Origin of the sequence: Limibacter armeniacum (assembly GCF_036880985.1) — a bacterium.
In the GTDB taxonomy this organism is placed as follows: Bacteria; Bacteroidota; Bacteroidia; order Cytophagales; family Flammeovirgaceae; genus Limibacter; species Limibacter armeniacum.
Map to the genome: position 1 here is coordinate 136,110 of NZ_JBAJNO010000003.1, position 18,602 is coordinate 154,711.

Here is an 18,602-nt window from a genome sequence, read left to right on the forward strand (position 1 = left end):
TGGTATAACTTTCAATAAGATAAATATTTATTATTGCGAGTTTTGCGTATTAAATTTAAAAAGTGAGTTATCATATAAGATATACTTTAGTTTTATCGCGTTGATATTTTCGGGGGAATTATCCTCAATCGGTTTTACCTTAGTATCCAAGTAAATTTCCGGCACAAGGCTATACCCCTTGTCTAATAACTTATTCGCATTCTTAATAATCTTAGGGACGTCTTTTTCCTTTCTAGTAGAGATATACCTTATAATTCCTGAGATTTTTATAGCATAGGTATCGTAATTTTCTACACTTTTAAGTAGAAAATTATGAATATGTTTACTGTCATAAAGTTTTACAATAAGACCTGGTAATCCCCAAAAAGCATGTGGACCATCAGAATGAGGAATTTCAGGAGTAAACCAAGCCACTATATCATATTTACCGTATTGAGTTGTGGCCTTATAGCAAAGGTAATTTTGAATAGTGTCCATCTCTTCAGTAATGTTCCATATCAAATCTGATTTGGATTCAGTAAACATATAATTTACTAGTGTTGTATTACTTGAATGAATAAACTCTGAATAATTTTCTTGGTAGTTCTTATAAATATTTAAATAACAATTAGCTGAGGAGAATTCTAATCCAGCATCTTTGCTATTAACACTCATTAAATTAGCAATAGAAGCATTTTGTTGTTGCCAAAAAACACTTCTTTCATGTGCTTTAAGCGGGGTAAATAAAGAGTGATCCTTATTAAAAACTAACACATAATCATCTTCTATAGATGTTGTATCGTTTTCCCAAGGTTGAAAAGAATAGTTATATATACATTTCACCTCCGATTGACCTAATTCTTCTTGACAATAGCTTATTTGAGAAGAAAATAAGATGATAAAAAATAAAAGTATATGTTTCATGATAGATTAATTGGTTATTAAATTATTCTTACCCGACTTTATATAAAAAATGGCAATGAGATGAATAAATGCATTGAACATATTGACTAAATTTTTGGGAAAAATTCAGTCATCAACTAACTTAAAACCTTCTTTAAAAAATCTATTGTCATTACCTCTATAAGCCTAGTTATCAATTCACTTTCTGCTTTTCCTCCATTCTTTTATTATATCCTTCCACTATCATTTCGATTTTTCTAAAGCCTAATGCTCTATTCAAAATCATGGCTTCTGTTACAGGGTCATCACTAAATACTTTAGCCATTTTTTTATAATACATAGGGATAAAATATAAACTACCATCAGGCTTCTCGAGGTAATAACTATCTTGTTCACTGGTAAAACTGTGTCTTCCAACTCCTAAAGTATTAGGTGTATAGTGTGATACTGTGGTTGTTATTTTATATAAAGTGGTATACCCTATAATAACCACTTCCATCAGTTGATTAATTTTCTTTTTTGAATTAGCTAATTTTGTTCTTTTCCGTATAAATTTAATTCCACCTACTTTTGCCTCTTTCACGTCTTCGCCCATCACTCTGGTTATTTTTTTACCATTTGAGTCATAATTAACAACCTTATAAAAAAAGGGTTTTACCTCCATAAGTAACGGCATTTCTGCAATAAAAGATTTATCTTCAATGATTCCCCTTATAGTATCACCATCATTGGTTATCAGATAACTTTGTGAAATCGCTGTTTTAGATATAAAAAAGAGTGATATAATAAATAAAAAGGTAGCAATTTTAAATTTTAGGCTAATCATAGAAAGTGTATTTAAAAAATTATAAGTTAAAACAAAAATCCATTCTATATAATCACAATAGAATGGATTTTCAAATTTTAAATCAAAATGTTAATATTTTCACTCTGCAAAATACTTGGTTCCTGTTGTATCAAAATAACCTCCCAGCTTATTTTGCTGTACCCTGATCAGCCCATCACGTTCATAATTTAATTGATCATACTGGGCTGGAATCAATTCTTTTCCATTCCGATTTACAAGTCCTGCCTTGTAACCATCCCTTACTACAAACAACCCTTCAATTGGTTTACGCTGCTTATCCCTTGCCAATTCGATATGGGTGTACTTTGCAGGTATCACTACCTTCCCATTTCTATCCAGTAAAACCGCTTTATCAGTTTTTATTCCCACTAGATATTCCTTATCTAAATCCATCAGTCGGTCATATTCAAATGGAATTATGGTTTGATCATCGAGTGCAATACATCCCCATTGGTTATTTTTTTTGACGATTAATTGTTTACCGTCCTTACACCAAAGCAACTGGTTATAAGTGGGTGCTACCAAGGTCTTACCACTCTTGTCTACAATACCGTTTTTGTCATTGACAATCACTTTAAACACTTCCCGCTCCTGATTCCATTCTATCCCCTGATAGGCTGGTGCAATCAGTTGTTTGCCATTGGCTGCCAATGCGCCATACAATTCTCCCTGTCTGATCCATACGGGACCTTCCTGATCGGTAATCCCAATTTCGTCAAAGACAGCAGGAGTCAGTAATTTGCCTTCTCCATTGATCAGTGCCCATTTCTCTCCTTTCTTTACTTTGTTCAGCCCTTCGTTGTCGGTGACTTTCTTCTGCTTATTGTTATCTGTTTCAGGCATATCCCAAATACGGTCGTATTCAAAAGCTGCTTTATGTTTTCGTTCACCATTTAAAAAGTCATTGATGTTGTCATATTCAAGTGGAAGTATCTCTACTCCTTTTTTGTCAATCAGCCCCCATTTCTTTTCTCTCTGCACCATAAACAACTGACTGTTGTAGGGTTTAACCTCATAGTATTTAGTAGGCGTTACTTCTTCCATCTGCTTATTTACCAATACCATGTTATCATCCTTCATCACCCTGACATATCCTCTCAGACTATCCACTACTACTGTGTAGGCTACTGGTTGATACTGTCGATTATCCAACTGATACTCTAACCAATTCTGACCTTTACTGACCCAGACTTTTTGGCTTTCAAAAAGATAGATTTGTTTACCAAACTCAACGGGCAAGAGCTGTTTACCTTCAAGATTATAAAGTCCAAACTGCTCCCCTTTCTGAACCTGTAAATAACCTTTTTCAGCTTCCATCACCCTATCAAAAAGAATGGGTACAACCAGCTTGCCGCTATAGTCCATACAACCCCATTTTTCTCCTCTTTTAATCAGCAGTAAAGTTTCCCCCAATGCTACAATATCATCATAATAGTCTTTGGTTATGGACTGCATTTGGTCATCCACCAACATATAGCGACTACCTTCCCTTACTGTAAAGTACTGGTCTCTGAAGTGGTTGACCCCATCGAAGTAAAGTTTGATCCGCTCCTTTCCTTTCACATCCATCACGCCAAATTTCTTCTCCATCTCCACAATCAAGTAAGGCGTATCTTTAACTGACGTAATGGTTTTGTATTGGATTGGCAATATAGTGGTTCCTGTATCTAGCTTAGCGCCTACTTTTCCGTCCAAAAAAACCTGAAACAGGGTATCGTTCAATGGGGCTACAGCATCGTATTTTGCCTCGATTACATAGCGTCCTTTGTTGTCCATTACGCCTTCCGTTCCTTTTATCTTGACTTTGTAATACTGGTCAGTCAGAAAAGAAACCTGATCATAGTTAAAAGGAATAACTTCATTAAAATCTTTATCCACCGCTCCCCAAACCTGTCCATGACGGAAGGGAATCAAAGTTTCATTGCCCTGAGCAAAAGCTAAGTTCAGTAAGCCTGTCAGTATAGCAGTCAGCCACACATGTTTTCTCATGTTCTTTGTCTTTAGGTTTAAAAATTAAGGGAAAGACAGTCATTGAACTGCCTTCCCTTTGTTAGTCATATTATTCTTTTATCAGCTTGAAGGACGCTTTCTGTCCATCTGCTTTTTCTACTTGCAAATAGTAGAATCCAGTTGTCCACTTCGCTGGATTTACAGGAAGCGCATTGGCTCCTTCTTCCAATATACAGTCGCTTTCAAAAACAATTGCTCCAACGGTATTGAAGATACGTACCTTTGCCTCTCCGGCCAAAACGGACGGAACACTTAGGCTAAGCTTCCCTGCTATCGGGTTGGGATAAACCAGTAACCCATCCAACTGATTTTCCATCGCCAATGGACTTGCCAATCTGGCGCCTGAAGTACAGCCCACAAATGTGAACCGAACAGCATCTGCTATCACCACACCGTTGGTACCTGTATTGCGAATGGTTACATTTCCATTGGTTCCAGAATCAAAACTGAAGGTTCCCAATGTATTCCATACCCCGCCATTTACTTGCTGATTGACTGTAACTGTACTTGTTCCACTACTGTGATTGATATCTACCGGAACATTCGTTGCCCTATTCGTACCAGCAGCATAATAGATTTCAACCAAGTAATTACCGGCTACCTCAAAGTCAGGTGAATAAATCACAGACTTGTTTCCTTTATCTGAATTACCGTCATGGTAATACCCTGTTCCGATAAAGTCTGGTGAAGAAGTACTGCTTGTCCATGTGCCCACCGTTGAATAACCTGTATCTCCGTTATCAATTGTCAGCGATGTTACTGAAGGTGGTACACAGCCGTTGTTGGTCAGGTTCACCTGATAGTCCTCCACCTCACCGTAAGCAAACTGGCTGCAAGGATTGAGTGTATAATCTGCCGATGTACCATTCATTCCAATCCGCATCCACTTGGTACCTGAAGCAATACCGTATGGAATTGTGATTGTTCCTGTCTTGGCAGCTGTTCCTGTTCCGTAAGCATCGAAGACTTCCTCTCCTGCATCCTCAAAGTCACCATCCGCATTGAAATCAATCCAAATTTTCCAATGCTCCTGATAGGAAGTGCTGCTAAAGCCTGGCAGCAGGCTGATGCTGTACTGCTCCCCTGTCACGACATACACTACCTGATCTTTGTGATCTCCATAGCCGCCATCATTGCCTGAGGTGTGGGTAAAGCCCCCGATCGTGACACGCTGCATCCATTCATAGGTACTATTCAGCCCTTTGGAAACACATGGGGTTGGTGGAACAGCCGGTACAGCTTCCACTGTCAGATACAATTTGGCTGATGCGGTTGCCCCACCATCATCCTGCACCTGATAGGTCAGGCTATCTGACCCAACAAAACCATTCGTAGAAGTATAGGAGATTTCACCCGTTGAAGTATTGACCATAGCCGAGCCGTTTTGCGGCTGTATAGTGACCAGCAAAGTAGCTGCTTGTAAGCTGCCATCAATATCCTGATCATTGGTTAGCACATTGATGGCTTCTGTTGTTTCTGAGATAAGTGTCAGGTAATCATCCGCTGCAGTTGGTTCATCATTCACGGCATTGACTGTAATGCTGACCGTTGCTGGTGAGGAAGTCAGGGATTCCGTATTGCTCACTTTGTAAGTGAAAGTATCATTGCCAAAGTAGTTGGCGGCAGGCGTATAAGAAATGCTTCCTGTAGAAGTATTGACAACTGCACTGCCATGTGCTGGAGTGGTAACCACGGTTACTGAACTTGCAACAAGAGTCCCTTCCACCGGATCGTCGTTACTCAGCACATTGATCACAACACTGTTGTCTTCATTGGTAGTCACATTATCTGCATTGGCAACAGGAGTTGAGCCGACAGGTAGGTCAACACATCCTTTGAATACAAACCGCATGGCATCTGCCACCACGTAACCATTTGTTCCATCCGTTCTCAGGATCACCTTGTTGTCCTGACCTGCTGCAAAGTTAAACGTTCCCAATGTTACCCACTTTCCATGATTGATGGTCTGATTGACTGTTGCAGTGGTGGTCCCGTCATAATGGTAAACATCAAACGGCACGTTGGAAGCCCTATTCGAAAAAGCAGTATGGATGGTCTGTACCTCATAACTGCCCGAAACCAAAATATCTGGTGAATAGGTGACGGTTTTGCCTCCTTTTCCGGTATTGCCGTCATGGTAATAATCCGTTCCCAAATAACCTACCTGAGAAGTACTCTGTGACCAGCTTCCTTGCTGCGAGTAGCCCGTCTGACCTGCATCAACCTGAATTGGTAATGCACCTGCGCAAGCATCCACTGTGCCGGAATAATTGGCAGCGGCAGGCAAAGCAGCAGGCGTCTGGTAGTTGTTCGCCAGCAAGTAAGGGTAATCATCAGTTAGATTGGCATGGTACCAGATTACATGTCCAACCAATCCTTTGGAACGGGTCAGGCTAATCTTGGCAGAAATCTCTGATGGAGCTACCGCAGATCCATTATAGTCTGTCGTCATGCCTGGGTACACCTTGATATCATCATTGACATAACTCAACTGCGTATTCAGTTCATTGTTGTAAATGCTGCTTGTCGCTCGGTAAACTTGCGGAATGATATAATCCACCCAACCTGAATTTACCCAAACAGGCCAGTTCTGACAGAAATTGTCGTACCCATACGGATAAACAATCGGAGCATTGCTGACTGGAATATTGGGGTCAATTTCCTTCAAGGCATAATAGAAGCGGAACATAAAATTGTTCAGCTTGTCAGCACGCCATGCTTTCCATGTGGCATTGGAAGCCGTAGTTGGTGGATAGACGCCGTTTTCCGTAAAATACAGTTCACGTGTAAAATCATCGTAACCACAATCCAGATCAGGATAGCGGATACGGTCCATCTGTATACCGTCAATATCATATTTGCGCACGGCTTCCCTTGCCATATCCAACAGGAATGCCTGTACTTCAGGGTGTATATGAATCATCCAGTAAACGGAATAGCCAAAATCCTGATTGCCGTTCTGCTGTTTGGTAAACCATTCCGGTCTTGCCTGATACATCGGGTCGGTAGCGCCGCCAGCAGCAAAGCCCCATTCAAACCAGGCGACCACTTTCAGTCCTCTCTGATGCCCTTCCTCAATACATTCCTGCAAAAAGTCACGGCTACCTAACTCAGGTGCACGGTCAATACCCAACTGCTGATTCAGTACCTCACTCGGGAAATAAGTCATGCCATACTTCCATGTCGGCACATATACCGTATTGAAATTGGCATCTGCCAGATCCTGCATGGCTGCAGCAATATTTGCACGGGTCGGTACTGTTTTTCCTGCCCAAGCAAACCAAGTTCCCCGTAGCTCTTCTTCTGAAGACACCACAATATTCTGTGTTTTCTGGGCTGTCTTTCCATCATTATCAGTGACGGTTAAGGTCACAGGATATGTACCATTCGCTGCATATGAATGGGAAGCAGTTACACCTGTTGCCGTAACCCCATCCCCGAAGTTCCAACTGTAGGCAGTGATACTGCCATCATCATCTGTGGAATTGCTTCCGTCAAAACCCAGATTCGTTCCTACTCCTGCAGGTAATCCACTGATGACAAACTGAGCGCTAGGCTGTCCCGTCACCTGTTGCATATCAAAGTAGTTGACGGTATTGGCTGCAAAATCTGCTTTGGCAGTAGCATCACTTACCGTTTCCAATGGGAAAGAAAGATGCACTACCCCACCCTGATTGGCGCCACCGTTGAACGTGCCTTTATAGGCCACACCTGCAGTCTTGTTGTTCGAATACTTGTAGACTGCTGATGAACCGCCACTTGTGGTGATAGCATCAGGATAATCTTCTGTATAAACCTGTCCGAAGTTCAGCGTATTACTTGCGAAGTCTGTTCCTGTTACGCCGTTGGCAGGTGTATACGTAATTGCTCCATCATCCGCATAATCAGCCTTCAAATAATTATTGTAGAATTGCTGATCTGCTGTCGAACCTTTGTTATCCAAATCCCAACCAATCTCAGAACCGGAAACAAAGAGGTGACCTCCCCCTTGCAGATAAGCTGATACCAATATTTGTTCCGACTCATTGAAGGTTTCGGCAATCGTCGATTCATCTCCTGTAAACCAAACAACCAGATCATAATCTTCCAATGAAACGGTACCGTTGGTAATGGCTTCATTGGCAGTAGACGAAATCGCAAAGTCACTGCCCTGCGCATCACGGAAAGCCTTCAGGTAATCTGCCGTAAACTGATGAGTGATTTGCCCCCATGAAGCACTTCCGCCAAAACGGTCAAAACCGTCCACAATCAGCATACGTTTGGTGCTGCCACTCGCCCTGCGGGCATAGACATCAGTTGGATCACTTTCCACTCCATTAGTCCCTACAGCTACGAGTCTTAAGAATTGTGTGTCTCCACTGCTTGGCACTTGAAAGGATTGAGCCGAAGCAAAAGAGAATGATGAGATACTGGTTGTCAGTGTATATTCATCGGCTGCCAATTGCCAGCTATTGAGTTGGTCATCTGTAGCATAATATAGTCGGTAGCCCAACAGGTCTGTTTCTGTATTGGCTTTCCAATTGACCGTAATACTATTATCCAGATTATTCTGAACAGCATACAGTACAGGTCTTGAAGGCGCACTGCAATTATTATTACTGCAATACCCTCCATATTCGTTTAAGACTACATTGGTAATGTCATCTATCAGGTTATCCCATGCACTGCTTGGGTCTGCATAGCCATTGGCATGAATAGCTACTGACACATCCATTGAAGGGATATAAAACATAATGCTTTTATACCCTGCCAATGTACCCGTATGCCCATGATAAGAAACACCCTGACTAGACATCAGGCGGGTTCCCAATCCATAGGCACCGTTATTGGCTGAGGGTGAAATCATGGAATTGATGGAAGACTGGGAAAGGAACCCTTCACTGAAAATAGCTTTGGCAAACTTGGCTACATTCCGTGGTGAAGAAACCACTGCTCCTGCTGTCCGAACTCCTGTTTGGTTGTATTCATAGGCACGGCTATTTTCTGCCAAATTAGGAATCTTATTGCCCGGATTGCTACTCTCATCAAACAAGGTTTCAGTAAGTCCCAATGGTTGGAAAATCCATTGTTCAAAAGCCTGAGTCAGTGAAATACCCAACTTTTCCTTGATCAGCATGCCCAATACATAAAACCCTGCATTGGAATACCCATAACTATTTCCCGGATAGAAGGACGGCCCCAAGGCATTGGAATACGCCATTACTTCTGAATCCGTCCAAACCTTATAAGGATACGCCACCGCTTCGCTCCAGAAATTACTGTTATTGAAATGGTCATACACCCCTGCCGAATGGTTCAGCAACTGCCGGATAGTCATCGTAGAGTTGTATGGTAATCCCGTTACGATCAGGTGATCGGAAAGCTTGTCATCAATATTCAGGTAACCAGCCTCCTGCAATTTCATTATTAAAGTAGTGGTAAAAGTCTTGGAGATACTTGCCACCCTAAACTGGGTATTTTCTGCTATGGCAGAACTTGTATAAATATTTCCCGTTCCAGCCGAGGCGAAAAGCATTCCACGATCAGGAGTAGATACTGCCACACCAACTCCTGGCACGCCTGTTTGTTCCCATGCAGACTGTAAGGTACTTTGAAGTGTTGCCTCCAAGGGATCTTGTGCATATGCATTGAAATAAGACAACATGCCAGCTAGCCAAATGGACAAGCCTATAAGGTATTTCATCAGTTCATATGTTTTTGGGATAAATGATTGTACCGGACGGCACATAAAAAAGGACCGCAGGCATTACCCTGCGATCCTAGAGAAAGGGTTTAGTCTTTCAGCATTCTTACTTGCTGATTAAGACCTTGTTTAGTGTTTAACTTAATCAGGTAAATGCCTCGCTTCAATGCCGAAGTATTGAGTTGCAGCCTGTGGTTACCTGCATTGTATTGTTGCTGATATTGAGAAACCACTCTACCCACCATATCATAAATCACTACCTGTACTTCATCATCCTTCTCAAGTGTAAAGCCAAGTGTAGTCATCTGTTGTACAGGGTTAGGGTACAATATCAACTTATCTGTTTCAGCTATTTCCTCTACTACAGTAGCAGTAGCCACTCTAGCACCTGAAGTACAGCCTACAAAGGTAAACCTTATTGCATCGGCAATCACGACACCATTGGTACCTGTATTGCGGATGGTTACATTTCCATTCGTTCCCGAATCAAAACTATAGGTTCCAAGTGAGTTCCATACACCTCCATCCTCTTGCTGATTGACTGTAACTGTAGTGGTTCCACTAATATGATTGATATCAACCGGAACGTTGGTTGCCCTGTTGGTACCTGCTGCATAGTAGATCTCCACCAGATAGTCTCCTGCCTCACTAAAATCAGGTGTGTAGGTAGCTGACCTGTTTCCTTTATCCGTATCACCTTCATGGTAATAGCTTGTCCCGATATAATCCGGTGATGAGGTACTGCTTGTCCATGTACCCACTGTTGAATAACCCGAATCACCATTATCAATCGTAAGCTCCGTTACAGTTGGTGGTGTACAGCTACCTGCGTACAAGTTAACAGTATAGTCCTCCACTTCCCCATAGGCAAATGAGCCACATGAGTTCAGGGTATAATCTGCTGAGCTACCGTTCATACCTACTCTCATTCTGGTAGCTCCAGCAGTAGCAGAGATAGGTACAGTGATACTTCCTGTTACAGTATTCTTGGCAACAGCTCCCATTGAGAACAACAGCTCACCACTATCCTCAAAGTCTCCATCCTTATTCAGGTCAACCCATACTTTCCAGTTCTCATTGTACTGTGTAGAGCTGTAACCCGGCACCAATGTCAGGCTATAGGAATTGCCGATGGTCAGGTCAAAGGTCTGCGCTGTTTTATCACCATAACCGCCATCATTGCCACTGGTCTTGCTGGTAGTACCAACCTTGACTTCCGAAATCCATTCATAAGTACTGTTGTTACCGCTAGCTGCACAGTACTGAGGTGTTCCTGCCAAGTATAGAGTATTACTGAAACCACTTTCATTGTTGTTCTTGTCCAGTGCACTGACCACAAAATAATTGTCTGCACCTGTGAGCCAAGCAGCAGGAAGTCCTACACTGGTTCCTCCTACAATAGCTTTCACTTTTGTACCATCCTGAGTGTGGGTTGATATTTCAGCCGCAGTACTGAAGCGGTAGACTACATACTTTGCTGCCAAATCTCCATCTCCCGCAGCGGCAGGGGCACTCCAAACCAGATTCCCTCCTGAATACTGAAGATCAGCAGGCGGGTTCGGACAGTTCTGCTCTTTCCAATCCATTGACGGTGCATAGGATGGATACAGGAATTCATCTGCCGAAATAAGGGATTTTACACTGTTTGTATTATCCGTATAATCCTTGGTTGTAAAGAAAAGCTGACCCAATGTTGCTTCATTACCACTCAACCTGTTCTCATCAATCATATTTTGAATATAAGATGCTGGCCATCCCGAATCTGCCAATCGGTATACTGCCAATCCCGGATAATGGTGCTTACCGGAGGTAGCAACCTGATTGTCCCACCAAGTTGACAGTGAGGCATAATCTTGCGAACCTCCAAATGCCCAATACAGTTGAGGGCTCAAATAATCTACGGTTCCGGCTGTAAGCCAAGCCAATGCATCGCAATAAATCTGGTCATAAGCTGACATACCTGATATACCAGAAGGCACACCACTCTTCCAGATACCGAACGGACTGATACCAAACTTGATATTCTTGCCCTGACTTGTATTAACTGACTGTATGGCATTGTAAGTCATGGCTACCATCTGGTTGACATTGTCCCTTCTCCAATCTGCCAAACTCAAACTGTTTGGATTATAAGAGGCGTAAGCACTCGCATCTTCACTGCCCATTCCTGCATAAGGGTAGAAGTAATCATCATAATGGATGCCATCCACATCATATCGGCTGGCAATGTCATTGATTACAGATACAAGGTAATTCCGTACAGCTGGAATACCCGGATTCAATAGGTCACGGTCAGAAAAGCTCATTACCCAATCCGGATGCTGATTTGCAACATGGGAAGATGCCAGTGAAGGTGTTCCTTGTTTTGCTCGGTAAGGGTTTAGCCAAGCATGTAACTCCATACCTCTTTGATGAGCCTCATCAATGGCAAATTCAAGAGGGTCATAGAATGGAGATGGCGCCAAACCTTGCTGTCCTGTTAGGTAATATGACCAAGGGTCAATCGTAGAGGCATACAAGGCATCACATTCCGGTCTGACCTGCAAAAATACAGCATTTATACCTCCATCTTTCAGCCCGTCCAAAAGTGAAATCAGTTCCGCTTTTTGAGCAGCCACAGAGAGCCCAGTTGAAGATGGCCAATCAATGTTATATACCGTTGAAAGCCATGCACCACGCATATCTTTCTTCGGTTTAGATGGTGTCACCTCAGGTCCATCACCCAAACAAAGTACAGTTTCTGAAACCGTCAGTAAGACTGTAGCCACATTCGACTGAGCCCCTTGTGAATCAGACACCCTATAGGTAAAGCTATCACTGCCTGTATAGCCTGCCGTTGGGCTATATTGTACCTGACCTGACACAACAGAAGCCGTACCGTTTGATGGTGCACTTACCACCACCAGCGTTGAAGCGTCAATGTTATTGTTAGCATCTGTGTCATTTGCCAATACATCAATATTCACAGCAACGCCTTCATTGGTAGAAGCATTGTCATTCTGTGCAACAGGCGCCACATTGGTAGCCAAAATACCAAAGTAGTCCAATACTTTTCCTGTCAGTGCTGTATGCTCTGCCAGACTTGCCGTCTCTACAGGGAAAGATACATATACTACACCACCAGTAGCTGAACCACTACCAAAAGTACCCGTATAAGCCACACCTGCGGTTCTGCCTGCCTGTGCATAATTCAGGATAGCAGTAGCTCCACCCATTGGGTCAATGTCATCCGGATAATCTTCAGGATAAGTAATACCGAAATTAACTGTCACCCCATCAAACGCTGAACCTGATATACCTGTAGCTGGCGTGTAGTTGCTTGCGCCATCATCCACATAATTGGCTTTCAGATAATTATTAAAAAAGGACTGATCAGAGGTCGTTCCCTTATTGTCCAAATCCCAACCAATCTCAGAGCCACTGACAAAAAGTTGTCCTCCGTTTTCAAGATAGGCAATCACCTTAGTCTGCTCAGCATCAGCAAAAGTTTCCAATACTGTAGACTCATCCCCTAAAAACCAGAATACTGCAGTGTAATTACCTAAAACAACTGTGCCGTCTGCTACATTGGCATTGTCACAGGTAGCTACCGTTACATTTCTCGAATCACGCAAGGCCTTGAAGTAGTTGGTCGCAAAACTGTGGAACGGATTAGAGTAAGAGCCTCCAGTCCTGTCAAAACCATCTACAATTAGAATGGCATCTCCAGTAGCATTAGAGGAGCGGGAATAAATATCACTTGGTTCACTTTCAATGGTCTGCCCTGAACCGGCATCTGCTACTGCACGTAACCTAAAGTGGTATACGTCACCAGTGGGAACATCCACAAAGTTTGCTGAGCTGCCAATGGTTACAGAAGTCGCTGATGTCCCAATGGAGTTTTCATCTGCTGCCAGTTTCCAACTTGTCAACGCATCGTCTTCTGCATAGTATAGACGGTACCCCAATAAGTTGGATTCCCCATTGGGCTGCCATGCGGCATAAACACTGCTCCCTCCTGATGGATTGCTTACTACTGACAACAGTGGTCGAGCAGGTGGTGAACCGAGACTATTCAATGTTATATCAGTCTTGGTATATCCCCCATCAGATACAGAGATGGTTTGTGTATTGGAAACATACCCTGCCTTCTCAAACTTAACCGTATAACTTCCTGCATCCAACCAGTCAAAGAAGTAGAAACCATTATCAATGGCATCTCCAGTAAACACTTTGGCATTGGCAGTTCCAGGATTCAAAGTTACTGTTACATTGTTCAGTGGGGTACCGCTATCATCACTAATAATACCTCCCAGCTCCCCATAAGGAACGCCTGCTGTTCCGAAATAATCAAAGAATGACTTCAACATAGACCATGCTATGGACTTCAGGTATGCAGAATTCTTCATTCTCTTCCCTTCAGGGATATAGTCATGGAATGAGCCTTCTGAAAGTGTCGCAGGCATATTTGTTCCTGCAAGAACCCCCAAGTAGTAAGGCAAGAAATCACGGTCTGCCCTGCTGTATGCTGCGGTTGTGTACAGCGTATTATACAGCTTCACAGACATGATATCCCCCATAACTTTAGCATTTGACCAAGTCGGGGTATCATTGACCCCTCTCCAAAGTACCAAAGAGTAGTTGGCTGCACCACCACCCGCATTGGTATGAACTGAGTGCATGTAATCTGCTCCGTAGGCATTGGCTACTGCTACACGCTCTGACAGTGCAGGATCCCGATCTGAACTGGAAGGATCGTTGTTGGTCTTTGTCAACTTGACAGAAGCTCCCACGGCTAACAATAGCTCTTCCAAATAACCAGATGTTTCCCACACGCCATCTGACTCCCAATAGGTATAACCATTACCCAGTGGAGTCTGCCTGTCGTCTGAATCGTGTCCCCCGTGTCCGGGGTCAATGGCTATCTTTTTTCCCGCCAATCTTTGCGGGACATTGGAAGGAACCTGCCCTTGTGCATAGGCACAGCAAAGCAGCCCTCCCATTAAACATATATAGGAGAAAAACTTTCTCATTTAAATCAATAAGTTATGTAATGAAAAACAGGAAATATTGGGGAGAAATCCCTATTCCATTTCAATAAGGTAAAGGTCGCCTTCAGGTGTATTGAATACCACTTTGTTGGCATAAGCAGACGGATACATCGCCAAAGCTGAAGAAGCCGTAGTAAGCGCTTTTACCTGCTTTTTCTGCCAATCCATCATAAATACATCTGCTTTTGTGTAGGAAAGGTGATCATCTTCCGTAACCATATACACGATCTGATCATCATTGGCCCACTTAGGAGCTTCTATATCTCCTAAATCTGCCAAGACCTTTCCATTCAGGTCTGTTACAAATGCCTTGTACCCTGCCGCCTTGTAGAGCACTTTTTTCCGATCAGGGGATAACGAGATCCATACATAATCTTCTTTCTTTCCCTGAGGCGCAATTTCAACCTCGCTTTGATCACTGTAAGTCAAGATGATGCCGCTCAAATCCTGATTGGGTCTTGCATGTATTGCCTGTTTCAAACTTTGTGAGATACCTATCTGCTTACTTTTAAAGAGTGCAGGCGGCAATTTTGAGTTTTGCAATACATGTTGCTTGCCCGAAAACAAGTCTACTTCATTTACAGACTTCAGCTTCTTATTTGTGAATATAACTTTACCATCTTCAAAGACGGGTTCATATCCTGCACCTTCGACATCTGTCAAGCTACGAAGCTGTTTGTTTTCAAGGTTGAGAATTTTCAGCCCTGTAAATTTTGAAGAAGTTAAGAGTATTTGTTTTCCATCAGGAGAAAATTGAGGATAATAGCCTTTTACATCCAGCTTAGTGATGTTTTGTGCATATAAAGGCAATGCAGCCAGCAGCACAAGCGGGGTTACTAACCATTTCATATTTGAGTGTTAAAGAAATAACTAATGTGGGTAATGAATATTTGAATGATTCATCAGCCAAACTATAATGTTTAATCAGTTAGTTAGCCTGAGTTAATAAAAGGGAAAATTTTACTGTACAGCTTTGTTTGTGAGTAAGGCTAAAAATAGGAAAGTCGTTTGTGTTTGTGCACGTTTAAAAGTCGTATTAAATGATGAGCTTTCAAATAGCGTAATTCCGTGATTTTCAATCATAAAAAAACATGACCCCACTCACTGAAAACAGTGAATGAGTCCCTAAAAATCTTATATAACTAATACAGATATAGATTGATGTCCGATGTTATTGACTAAATATTTAAAATTGTCAAAGCCGGCTCACTAAGCCCATAAAAGGAAGCTTGACAGGTAACTTTTTTATTTTCAGAATCAGTCTCTAAATTTCCTTCCAATATTTTTTGTACAACGTAACTCCTTTATGGTCTACTACTAGACTTTTGGGTTATCAAGTAGCCGATTTCATATATACCTGACTTTTTCAGGCCATAAAGATGATATATCTATGACCAATATTACAGATTACAAATTCACATGGCTTTACTATTACGATTCAGATGCTGATGGATTAATCATCACCAAACCTATCGAGCCAAGTAAATACCAAGATATGCTCAAAGGCATGAAAGCCTTGGAGATTGATTTTTCAAAAAGTGCCTTCAATAAAAGTTTTAATGCAAATGCTTTTGTAGAGGAGTTACTGCAATATTGTAAGCTGGAATTCTTAAACATCAAATATGGCAGCAATTTATCCTGCTTACCGCCAAGCATCAATACACATCCTTTGCGTTTTTTAAAAATCAACGCAGATGGGCTTACCAATTTCAGTAACACTGTCTCTAAAATTTCATCACTTGAGGAACTTGACATCAGAGGGAAACACTTCCAATTAGGAGCTGAGTTCTCCAAGTTGTCCAACCTTAAATTCTTTAATCTACATGCAGAAAAGGTAGATGACCTTCAAGTGATTGGTTCACTTCAAAACCTGAAACACCTGACCCTTGATGTCAAAGAAATGAACGATAAACCTGAATGGCTTAACGGTTTGTCTACTTTGTCAAAACTTACAATATCAGGATGCAAAATTCAGGAACTGCCTGCTGACCTAGACTTGCCATCTTTGACCACTCTATATATAAGTAATATGCCTCACCTCAGGCATATCCCAAAAGCACTATTGGAATCTCAAAACTTGCAAGAGATCAACTTGCGAGACATTGGACAGGAAACTCAACTAACACTTCCTGAGTCTCTTGAGATGAAAAAGGTGGAGGAACTGTATATCAATTCCTGTTCGCTTTTGCGTTTGCCTGAAATGTACCTGCCTAACTTGAAAGAGTTGAGACTGTATGACCTCCCTATCAAACAAGTACTGAAACAGGTCAAAGGTGCACAGCAATTGGAAACGCTAGGACTGATCAGACTACAACTGGAAAATGAAGACCTTTCCAATCTGGAAAGCAGGAATATTACCAAATACTTTGGCCCTTTTATCACTTCAAATAATACCGCTGACTATAGCATTTGGGCAAACTTACAGGAGGTTTACTTTTCAGAGGGAGGAGAAAAAGAGCTAACCCTTGACTTATCAAAAAACCTTCAACTTGAATCTTTTAACTTGAATGATATTGCCAATATCAGCCTATTGGAAAAACTTCCTTCAAGCATTACGAAAGTCAGTATCAAAAACTGTCAAAACCTAACTTCCATTGACCTGAGTGGCACTTATCCTGGGTTAAATGATATTATGATTTGGAATGCTGAAAAGCTGGGGTCCATTCAATTTGAAGGAACTAGTTTACCAAATCTTGAAAGCATCAATCTCAGAAATTGTAATAAGCTGAAAACTTTGCCTTCAGACCTGCTATTGGCACCACAACTCAGAGCAGTTTATATCAACCAATGTCAGGCGCTGTCTCAGCATGAAAAATTGCAGCATATCAATGATATTATAGATCAATGTCACAAGGAGCACTTGTCAATTGACGAAAGAAAAGCACTAGGGTATTGGCTTTTCTACTCTCCGGAAAGCGACTTACCTGATGACGATATTCTCCACCACTCACTTAGCTCTCTTCGCTGTTTGAGTGATGTCATTATCCAGCTTATAAGCAAGTACTTTCACCTATTCAATACAAAAGGCCTGACTTTAGAAAAGGTCAACAAAGCGGAAATGAAAGGTAAAAAAGTCTCGATAGTGGGTAAAACCTTTGCTACCAAGACTTCTTTGAAACAGGATATGAAAGAACTGGGACTTACCTACACCTTGAAAGTTGAGAATGCGGACTATGTGCTTACTGCCAAGAAAGCTACTCTCAACAGGACCTTACTGAAAGAGGATGTCATATTCTTTACAGAAACAGATCTAAACGCCTATCTGGAACAACATCAGCCAAAGTTCCTGCAAGAGGAAGATGGTGCCGAACATCTTGATGGGTTGTTGAGCATCCTTCGATCTACAGATCCTGACTCCGAGATGCTGGCATTGGAAATGCTTAAGACTGGCGGCTTGCGAGATGAAGTACTAGGTGAGTGCCTTGTCATTGCCAAGACATCAAGTGACAAAGCTGTCAGAAATAAGTTTAAGGCATTTCTGAAAGGAAAAGTTACACCTGAAGCTGCTGCTCTTCTTTCAGCTAATGTGCGATTTGACCTTCCTAAACACGATCCATTTTGGACATTGAAACATTTGCCTGATGCGTTATTAGGTAAGTTCGCCTTAGCTTTTTATTTCAGGACACAGCGTTTTTGGGAGAAAGTCCTGCTCTACCACCAAACAGATTCTGACATCCGTTTTCAGATCATTCGTGAACATGTAGTACCTAAAGTATTGCTACATCCACACTATGTAAAGTTGCCCTACAACCTTACTAAGGACGAACTTGGCTATATACTTTCTTTACCTGAGTTGAAAGGCAATCTGAAAAGGTTGCAAATGTATACTTCCATAGACACCTTTCCTGACAATATCAAAGAGCATATCACACTTAAAATATTGGAGGTCCAAGGCAACTTGAATTGTAAAAAAATGCCTGAAATACTTTTTGAATTGAAAAGACTAAGTGAGATACGTATCTCTTCAGATACGATGGAGGAAATTGGTGAAAACATCTTGGAACTCAAGCTGCTAAAAGAGCTTCTTATTTATAATAAGAAAAAAATACATGTACCTGAATGTATCAAATCCTTACCAAAACTGAAACGGATTTACCTGTCAACAGGTAATGTTGAGCTAATGTTGATGTGATATCCTAATTAGGGCGTA

7 protein-coding genes are annotated in these 18,602 nt (G+C 41.8%); 1 reads left to right on the top strand and 6 read right to left on the bottom strand.

The features are described from left to right. Positions 1-30 precede the first annotated feature (30 nt). The 6 genes from V6R21_RS03025 to V6R21_RS03050 form a co-directional block, all read right to left on the bottom strand. Positions 31-903: a GLPGLI family protein gene (locus V6R21_RS03025; protein ID WP_334240762.1), complete on the bottom strand. Its 873-nt coding sequence runs from the start codon at positions 901-903 to the stop codon at positions 31-33. 172 nt (positions 904-1,075) lie between these two features. After that, positions 1,076-1,708, bottom strand: a complete 633-nt coding sequence (locus V6R21_RS03030) for a hypothetical protein (RefSeq protein ID WP_334240764.1) — start codon at positions 1,706-1,708, stop codon at positions 1,076-1,078. A gap of 99 nt (positions 1,709-1,807) precedes the next feature. Next, on the bottom strand, positions 1,808-3,718 hold the full coding sequence (locus V6R21_RS03035; RefSeq protein WP_334240766.1) for a WG repeat-containing protein: 1,911 nt from the start codon (positions 3,716-3,718) through the stop codon (positions 1,808-1,810). Positions 3,719-3,788: 70 nt separating this feature from the next. Beyond that, the gene (locus V6R21_RS03040; protein WP_334240767.1) at positions 3,789-9,422 is read right to left on the bottom strand and encodes a golvesin C-terminal-like domain-containing protein; all 5,634 of its coding nucleotides are present in this window, start codon (positions 9,420-9,422) and stop codon (positions 3,789-3,791) included. Positions 9,423-9,511: 89 nt separating this feature from the next. After that, complete coding sequence (locus tag V6R21_RS03045; RefSeq protein WP_334240769.1) at positions 9,512-14,434, bottom strand: family 10 glycosylhydrolase; 4,923 nt, start codon at positions 14,432-14,434, stop codon at positions 9,512-9,514. A gap of 51 nt (positions 14,435-14,485) precedes the next feature. After that, the gene (locus V6R21_RS03050; protein ID WP_334240770.1) at positions 14,486-15,301 is read right to left on the bottom strand and encodes a TolB-like translocation protein; all 816 of its coding nucleotides are present in this window, start codon (positions 15,299-15,301) and stop codon (positions 14,486-14,488) included. 541 nt (positions 15,302-15,842) lie between these two features. Between V6R21_RS03050 and V6R21_RS03055 the strand changes: the two genes are divergently transcribed. Further along, positions 15,843-18,584 carry a leucine-rich repeat domain-containing protein gene (locus V6R21_RS03055; protein WP_334240771.1) on the top strand — a complete coding sequence of 914 codons (2,742 nt, stop codon included), beginning with the start codon at positions 15,843-15,845 and terminating at the stop codon, positions 18,582-18,584. Positions 18,585-18,602: the final 18 nt, after the last annotated feature.

Excerpts from the sequence above, each read along its gene's own strand:
- V6R21_RS03055 (WP_334240771.1), top strand. The coding sequence starts at position 15,843 with ATGACCAATATTACAGATTACAAATTCACATGGCTTTACTATTACGAT.
- V6R21_RS03050 (WP_334240770.1), bottom strand. The coding sequence starts at position 15,301 with ATGAAATGGTTAGTAACCCCGCTTGTGCTGCTGGCTGCATTGCCTTTA.
- V6R21_RS03030 (WP_334240764.1), bottom strand. The coding sequence starts at position 1,708 with ATGATTAGCCTAAAATTTAAAATTGCTACCTTTTTATTTATTATATCA.
- V6R21_RS03040 (WP_334240767.1), bottom strand. The coding sequence starts at position 9,422 with ATGAAATACCTTATAGGCTTGTCCATTTGGCTAGCTGGCATGTTGTCT.
- V6R21_RS03045 (WP_334240769.1), bottom strand. The coding sequence starts at position 14,434 with ATGAGAAAGTTTTTCTCCTATATATGTTTAATGGGAGGGCTGCTTTGC.
- V6R21_RS03025 (WP_334240762.1), bottom strand. The coding sequence starts at position 903 with ATGAAACATATACTTTTATTTTTTATCATCTTATTTTCTTCTCAAATA.
- V6R21_RS03035 (WP_334240766.1), bottom strand. The coding sequence starts at position 3,718 with ATGAGAAAACATGTGTGGCTGACTGCTATACTGACAGGCTTACTGAAC.